At 47.1% G+C, this 6,829-nt stretch carries 9 protein-coding genes; 1 reads left to right on the forward strand and 8 read right to left on the reverse strand.

Going from position 1 to position 6,829, the window contains the following annotated elements; all coding sequences use genetic code 11:
• The 3 genes from STRDD11_RS11015 to STRDD11_RS11025 form a co-directional block, all read right to left on the reverse strand.
• A partial coding sequence (locus tag STRDD11_RS11015; RefSeq protein ID WP_128837481.1) for a subtype A tannase occupies positions 1-1,410 on the reverse strand: 1,410 nt, incomplete at its 3' end.
• A 69-nt stretch (positions 1,411-1,479) separates the two neighbouring features.
• On the reverse strand, positions 1,480-2,013 hold the full coding sequence (locus STRDD11_RS11020) for a GNAT family N-acetyltransferase (RefSeq protein ID WP_128837349.1): 534 nt from the start codon (positions 2,011-2,013) through the stop codon (positions 1,480-1,482).
• Positions 2,014-2,038: 25 nt separating this feature from the next.
• Positions 2,039-2,581 carry a TetR/AcrR family transcriptional regulator gene (locus STRDD11_RS11025; RefSeq protein ID WP_128837350.1) on the reverse strand — a complete coding sequence of 181 codons (543 nt, stop codon included), beginning with the start codon at positions 2,579-2,581 and terminating at the stop codon, positions 2,039-2,041.
• Positions 2,582-2,731: 150 nt separating this feature from the next.
• On the opposite strand from STRDD11_RS11025, the gene STRDD11_RS11030 reads away from it, so the two are divergent.
• Positions 2,732-4,054, forward strand: a complete 1,323-nt coding sequence (locus STRDD11_RS11030; protein ID WP_128837351.1) for an MATE family efflux transporter — start codon at positions 2,732-2,734, stop codon at positions 4,052-4,054.
• 24 nt (positions 4,055-4,078) lie between these two features.
• Here the strand turns inward: STRDD11_RS11030 and STRDD11_RS11035 are convergent, their stop codons facing one another.
• The 5 genes from STRDD11_RS11035 to STRDD11_RS11055 form a co-directional block, all read right to left on the reverse strand.
• Positions 4,079-4,753, reverse strand: a complete 675-nt coding sequence (locus STRDD11_RS11035) for a DNA alkylation repair protein (RefSeq protein ID WP_128837352.1) — start codon at positions 4,751-4,753, stop codon at positions 4,079-4,081.
• A gap of 2 nt (positions 4,754-4,755) precedes the next feature.
• Complete coding sequence (locus STRDD11_RS11040; RefSeq protein ID WP_128837353.1) at positions 4,756-5,367, reverse strand: DUF5052 family protein; 612 nt, start codon at positions 5,365-5,367, stop codon at positions 4,756-4,758.
• A complete protein-coding gene (locus STRDD11_RS11045; protein ID WP_128837354.1) occupies positions 5,364-5,897 on the reverse strand; it encodes a GNAT family N-acetyltransferase in 534 nt (177 codons plus the stop codon). Before STRDD11_RS11045 ends, STRDD11_RS11040 begins: the two co-directional genes overlap by 4 nt.
• Before the next feature lie 16 nt (positions 5,898-5,913).
• On the reverse strand, positions 5,914-6,282 hold the full coding sequence (locus STRDD11_RS11050; protein ID WP_206512708.1) for a YdeI/OmpD-associated family protein: 369 nt from the start codon (positions 6,280-6,282) through the stop codon (positions 5,914-5,916).
• Between the two features lie 80 nt (positions 6,283-6,362).
• Positions 6,363-6,829: hypothetical protein (locus tag STRDD11_RS11055; protein WP_206512709.1), on the reverse strand; the 467-nt coding region annotated here is incomplete at its 5' end.

The following is a 6,829-nucleotide window of genomic DNA, read 5'->3' on the forward strand; positions in this document are numbered from 1 at the left end:
AGATTTATCCAAAGCATCGAAGGCTGCCATGCCTTTTGTCGCTGACTTCATATATTTGACAAAATCAGCCATGCTTGTAATGGTGGCTTTTTTGGTCTTGGAGTCATATTTTACCCAGGTTGACTCGCTGTTTAAAGCTGAGATATAGTCTTCAATCGAATTATAAGTACCAGATAAATCAAGAGATGTAGAGGAGCCGCTGCGCTGGATGTTGTCAACCGATTCGATTGAACCGCTGCTTTCGGCTGAGTCGTCGGAAGAAGTCTCCGTGGTTGAGGCTTGGCCGGACGGAGCTTCTCCGCTTGGAGCGCTTCCTGATGGAGCCTCTCCTGAAGGTGCCTCACCACTTGGTGCAGCTCCTCCTGGTCCGCCAGAAGATGCTGAACTAGCATCATAAGGGAAGCTAGTGTTTTCCAAAAATGTATTGAGTGATTCCTCGACGGTTTCTTTCAGGTAGTCATAATAAGTACCGGATTGATAGATACCGTCGGATGTTTTTTTCAAAGTCAATTCCTGGCCGTCAGAATCTTTCAATTTCAGCTTATTAATATAGCTGGCATAAGCCTCGGCCAAACCATCAGAAATCGTTTGTTCTTCAGTGGACAAGTCCGAACGGGTGGACCCCATACTCCACTCATAGGCTTCATTGGCTGTATCAAGATTTGTAATAGGACACCAGGCCATAACCCCAGCTACAGCGTCTGAAACTCCTTCTACTGCTCCGATTTCCTTCAGATAATCATCATACAGAGCGCTATCACCTGATGAACCGATAATGGCACTCTGGGCACCGCCGCCACTCATACCGAAGACAAAGATCCGATCTGTATCCCCTGCAATGCTTCCGTCATTGTAGCGCAGATAACGAATAGCTGCTTTTGCATCCGTCACGCCGCCTGGCGCTCCAGAATCGCGGCCTCGTAAGCCGGCAGAGACATAGATAAATCCTTCATCTGTATAGGTCTTGGCCGAACTGGTGTAATCAGTAAGGGCTGACATGGCCGAATATCCCGGTGTGTTGATCGGGATTACAATCGGTGCATTTGCAGCAGTATAATTACCTACCTTGGCCTTGGTATTCAGCTCGGCTGTATAGGTCCCATCTCCGTTGTCTGTAGCGGTCATATAGCTAGCCGGAACGAAAATAGAAAGGGTTTGCTGCTCACTGTCTGTTGGGCTTGCAGCATAGGAAACTCCAACTTGGTAATAAACCTTATCATCTGAGTTATATTTCCATTTTGTATTGTCAACTTTCGAAAGCGTCGTTTTGACATCGCCTGTTGAAAGGCTGCTTTTTTGACTTTCTGATTTGCCGGTGTCACTGGACTTATTGGAGCAGGCTGTCAACAAAGCTCCTGAAGCTAATAGGGCAATGCCGGCAGCTGCCAGCAATTTATATCTAGATTTCATGGTTTTTTCCTCCTTGTGGAAATTATTGTATTTTTCTTTTCTTAATTTAAAGTTATAGCGAAGAGATTGTCAAACTTCTAATCCCGCAACCCAAACATAAATCTCCCTGTCCTGCCACTCCTGCCCCTCTTTTTGGAAATGTTTCCGGATTCCCTCCAAATAAAAACCGGATTTTTTCAGAAGGTTCTGTGAGGGGGTATTAAGCGGATGGACATGGGCTTCCAAGCGGTGGAAACCGAGGACTTCAGCTGCTTCTTTGAGCTGAAGCAGCATAGAGCTGGCGTAGCCCTGCCGCCAATATTGATTGTGGATGGAATAGCCGATTTCGGCCCATTGAAAGTCCGCACGAGCAAGCACTGCCAAATTGACCATGCCAACATGTTGGTTGGTATGAGCATCATAGATGCCCCAGATATACTGCTGGTCCTGTTGGCGCAGCCGGCGGTGCCGGTCTACCAAGTCTGCGAACCAGTCCTCTGTACAGACGGTCATATCTAAAAGCCCGTCGTCAAAGGGATTCTGAGAGGGCAGGCGCTTGGAAAAACCCTCCATCCATGCAAGATAGTCGGCTTCTTCAAGATATTTCAAATAAACAGCTGTCATTCCTGTTTTCCTTTCTGGATTTTTCTCATAACTCCTCTTCCTGCAAGAGATTAGCCAGATATGCCAGGTAGATGCGACTGACATCCTGAGAGGAATAGGCAGCCAGACGCGGCAGCCACCAATCAAGGGTAGCCATAAAGCTGGACAGGGCCTGCTCCTGCAAAAAAGATTCAGGAAGCGGAGAGGATTTGGTCTGAAAGAGCGGCTTTAGCTTGGGCCAGAGGTAGATTTCCAGATGTAGCTGAAATTCCCGCAGGAAATAGGCCTGCTTGCTGACCAAAAGCTGTCTCATCGGAGCCGAATCACCTATATGCTGGAAGAGATGTTCCAGTAGGTTGATAAAATGGTCATAGGCAATCCCCTCTTCAAAAATGTGCTGAAAAAGGGAAAGGCTGAACTCCTCCAGCAGCATTTCCTTGCTTTCAAAATGATTGTAAAAAGTGGCCCGGCCGACATTGGCTCGCTCCAGAATGTCCTTGATCCGGATTTGCTCAAAAGAGGATGCGGCCAGCAGCTCAGTGAAAGCATCCAGAATAGCCTGGCGTGATCGTTGAATTCTCCTATCCATTTTTCCTTCTTTCTGTACTTTTACAGCAAAAAGTTCACTTATGAACTTTAAGGTCAAACTGTATCTTGTAAGGGGGAAACTTATGCGAGATAATAAGATTGTGAACTCCGTGTTCAGTTTTAGTCTAACAGATTTTAGAGGAAAAGGGAAATGAAAAAGGAAAAAGACGAAAACAAGAGCATTTGGGAGATTGCTCTTCCGGTTACCCTGGAGAATATCCTGCAGACATCAGTCGGAGCTATTGACGCCTGGATTGTCGCCCGTCTGGGTCTGACCATGGTTGCGGCGGTCGGTATCGCCAACAGTCTCATCAGTGTTTATATAGCTGTTTTTATTGCCCTGAGTGTCGGAGCTACAGCCTTGGTTTCTCAAAGGATTGGTGCCAAGGATTATGCTAAGGCCCGTATATTTGTTTCTGGCTCCCTGATTTTGGGCACTCTCTTCGGGCTTGTCCTGGGTCTGCTGACCCTGCTTTTTGGCCAAGACCTACTGAGCCTGATGGGAGCTGAAGATCAGATTAAGGACCAGGCCTACCATTACTTTTCCTGGGTCGGCGGCACAGCCCTGCTAATTGCGCTTATGACACTTCTAAGTAGTTTTTTAAGGACTGCGGGTCTAGCCCGCTTTCCGCTCTATGTCAGTCTTGGGACCAATATTGCTAATCTGCTCCTTTCCTATCTGCTGGCCTTTGGAACTTTGGGATTTCCGGCCATGGGTTTGACTGGCGTTGCCTTAGGAACTGTTCTGGCCCGCCTCCTGGCCAGTCTTATCCTCTTTTACCGCTTAAGTCGGACAGACTTGTGGTCGCTGAGGATGAGAATTCCTGCGCTAGAGGAAATGAAGGAGCTGGTGACAATCACCCTGCCAGCCCTGCTGGAACGCTTGGCCATGCGTTTAGGGCAAGTCCTCTACATGGGGATTATCGTTTCCATCTCTGCCAAGGTTTATGCCGCCCACAGCATTGCAGGAACCATTGAAAGTTTCACCTACATGCCGGCCTATGGTCTGGCTGCTGCTGCCAGCATTTTGATTGGCAAGAGCACCGGTGAGGGAGACAAGGTCGCCATCAGACGAATAGCCCGTAAAACTGTTTCTTATGGAATCAGCATCATGTCTGCTTTTGCTCTTATCCTATTTCTTTTTGCCGAGCAGCTGGGAGCGGTCTACACCCAGAACCCCGAGGCTTTATCTTATGTGGCCATTGCCCTGAGAATCTCCGCTCTGGCTCAGCCCTTCTTGGCCATCAGCCTTATCATGGCAGGCGCTCTGCAGGGAACTGGCGATACAAAATCTCCGCTCTACAGCACTCTCTTTGGCATGTGGGGAATCCGAGTGTTGGGTGTTCTCTATCTAGGGAAAACCTTGGCCTGGGGGATTACCGGGATCTGGATGGCTGTAGCCTTAGATTTGGTTCTGCGCAGCCTTATTCTCCTCTACCGCTTCAGCAAGGTCAAAGAATGCCCGATTGACTGAAAACAAGTAAAAAGCAGCAAGCTTTCATTTTGCTTGCTGCTTTTTTAAAAGATATTTAGAACCTTCCCTAATACTAAGCGCAGCCATTTCTTTCCCGTGTTTCTGGATAAAATCCCTGACCCAGTCTGGGTTGGTTTTGGAATAATCTCTTAGAGCCCAGCCGATGGCTTTGTTAATAAAAAATTCTGTTTGCCCTAGATTATTGAGCAAAATCTGCTCCAACAGCTCTGTATTGGTCTCTTCCTTTCGCAGCAGCTGGTGGTCAATGGCCAAGCGCCGCAGCCAAAAATCTTCATCCCGACTCCAATCCAGAATAATCTTCTGTGTTTCTGGAAAGCGGTAAATGACTGAACCGACCAAACGGTCCAGAAAATCAATGGTATCCCACCAGGATTTGCTTTGAGCCAGCCTTTTCAGACGAGGTAAATCCTCAGGCTGCAGGAGTTTTTTCTTGCTGTCCAAATAGTCCAAGGCCGCATACTGGAGTTCTCTGTAGGGGACCTTCCAAGCCTGCCGGACAAAATCCCAGTCCAAATGAGAATCAGCCTGACTCTTGAAGAAGGCCTTGGCAATCTTGCGCCTGACCGGAGTTTTGACTCCCAGAAATTCAAACTGGTTTTTCATATAGGCCTTCATAGCCTTGGCATCGTCAGGATTCGCCACAGCCTGCAGCTGGGCGGTTAATTGATTAAGTTCCATAGCTACTCCAATAACTCCCGGTCATAGATAGTATAGTCACAGCGGTAGATAATCAGCCGTTTACCGTCAATCAAAAGCTCGGATGTCTTTGGCGCATCGGATTTATTGAGCGAAACCCGATTGCCGGCATAGGTGGCTAGGGGAGTTCCATTCTGAGAACGAATCAGGATAACCTTTTCCTTGCCGGTAAATTCGTTTTTCAGCTTGGAAACCATCCGGTTGAGGACCGGAACAGAGCTGCTGTTTTCTTCCGTATCAACATTCTTTTGATACTGGGCAAAGACATCCGTCAGCCCTTTTTCCTCAGCAATCAGGGAAGAGCCCACGTGGTCGATTTCATATTTGCCAAGAGTCACTTTAAGGACGGACGAATCTTCCTTGGAATTGCCTTCGGCATCCACCGAATCAAATTCTTTATTGCGGGAAATGGACAGGGATTTGCCGGACATTCGATCAATGAGCTGGGAATTTTCGTCATAAGTCCGAACAGTCATCTCTAAGCCCAGCCAGTCTTCCTGAGCATTTTTAAACCAATTTTCAACAGCCTGACAGCCGGACAGGGTCAGCAGAGCCAGACTTAAAAGACTGACAGCAAGGTATTTCTTTTTCATCATTCAAACTCTCTTTCTGATAAGGATTTCAGAGGCTGAGCCGGACCGTCCAGGGTCTTCTGCAGCCAGACGATGTCATGCCAGCGGTCAAATTTATAGCCGATTTTGGGGAAATGGGCCACCTGCTGGTAACCGCGTTTTCTGTGCAGGGCTAAGCTGGCCTCATTCGGCAGGGCAATGCAGGCCAGAAAACGCAGATAACCCTGCTTTTGCAGCAAATCTTCCAAGACAGCATAGAGCCGACTGCCAACCCCTCGGCCACGGACATCTTGAGCCAGATAGACCGAGAGTTCCGCTGCCCAATCATAAGCCGTCCGGCCGTAGTAGGCTGAAGCGTAGGCATAGCCAAGGATTCGGCCCTCTTCTTCTGCAAGCAGATAGGGATATTTCACCAGCGTTTTCTCAATCCGGCCGGCAAACTCCTCCACCGATGGCACATCATATTCAAAGGTGATGGCTGTTTCCTCGACATAGGGAGCATAGATAGCCACCAGTGCTGCTGCGTCTTCTTTCCTAGCAAGTCTGATTTTCATTTCATCTCCTCATCTGCTATAAATTTTCAGAGTCCAAGCCCAGGGCGGTGTAACCTTCGGGCCGCATTCTCTTTTGGCTCTCTAATTTTCCAACAAGCTTTAAATTGCGCTCAGATTGTGTTTTACTGCCCTTTCTTGGGGTAAATTTCTGCAAATAAGATAAGTCGTCATAAGAACGTCTCATGCTTTCACTCCAGCCGAAGCACAGACCTTCTTCCAAGACCTCATGAAAACTAACAGATTTTGCCTTACTTTTCGTCTTGAAAATTCTCACCCAAATATCGGCAGAGCTTTGGCCGTTTTCCAGCAACCAGTCATGTAGCTCATCCCTTGTCTCAAAAGAGTTAATCGCTAGATTTTCCCGTAATTGGTCTAATTTTATCATTTTCTATATTCCTCATATTTAGTATTATAGCAGAAAGAGATTATCAGAAGTTTTTTCGACAAGAAAACTTTTACCCTGAGTCATTTCCTATACTTCTTTTTGTATAGGAGAATTTCTTTGGCAATCTGCGATTTGACAGCCTTTCCGGTAAAGAGTAACCTGAACGGCCGGATAATCTGCAAGCTGAGGCCGCCCATGGCATAGTAAGACAGGCGATAGTAAAAGTAATTAATGAATTCAATGATGGCAAAGAGCCAGAGCAGGATTCCTATAACAGCATTATTGATAGTGTTTTCTCTGAAAGTCAAAAACCAAATGGGAATATAGGAAGCCAGCAAAATTAAATCCAGCACTTTCAATCTCTTATAGATGGGGGCAATTCGCTGAGTTTTCAGGGCTTTCTTCTGCCGGACCCGCCATAAACAGTTGAGCCAATAAAAAGAACCTTGAACTAAGATCAGATTGACAATGCCCAGAGGAAAATAAAGAATGGCACTGGAGGCAGCGAACCGCGTGTCTGGTCTTGTATACATTGCATACACAATAC

It is taken from the genome of Streptococcus sp. DD11, assembly GCF_001578865.1.
Lineage (GTDB): Bacteria > Bacillota > Bacilli > Lactobacillales > Streptococcaceae > Streptococcus > Streptococcus panodentis.

Bases quoted from the DNA above. Each gene is read 5' to 3' on its own strand.
- STRDD11_RS11020 (WP_128837349.1), bottom strand. From the start codon at position 2,013: ATGACAGCTGTTTATTTGAAATATCTTGAAGAAGCCGACTATCTTGCA.
- STRDD11_RS11025 (WP_128837350.1), bottom strand. From the start codon at position 2,581: ATGGATAGGAGAATTCAACGATCACGCCAGGCTATTCTGGATGCTTTC.
- STRDD11_RS11030 (WP_128837351.1), top strand. From the start codon at position 2,732: ATGAAAAAGGAAAAAGACGAAAACAAGAGCATTTGGGAGATTGCTCTT.
- STRDD11_RS11035 (WP_128837352.1), bottom strand. From the start codon at position 4,753: ATGGAACTTAATCAATTAACCGCCCAGCTGCAGGCTGTGGCGAATCCT.
- STRDD11_RS11040 (WP_128837353.1), bottom strand. From the start codon at position 5,367: ATGATGAAAAAGAAATACCTTGCTGTCAGTCTTTTAAGTCTGGCTCTG.
- STRDD11_RS11045 (WP_128837354.1), bottom strand. From the start codon at position 5,897: ATGAAAATCAGACTTGCTAGGAAAGAAGACGCAGCAGCACTGGTGGCT.
- STRDD11_RS11050 (WP_206512708.1), bottom strand. From the start codon at position 6,282: ATGATAAAATTAGACCAATTACGGGAAAATCTAGCGATTAACTCTTTT.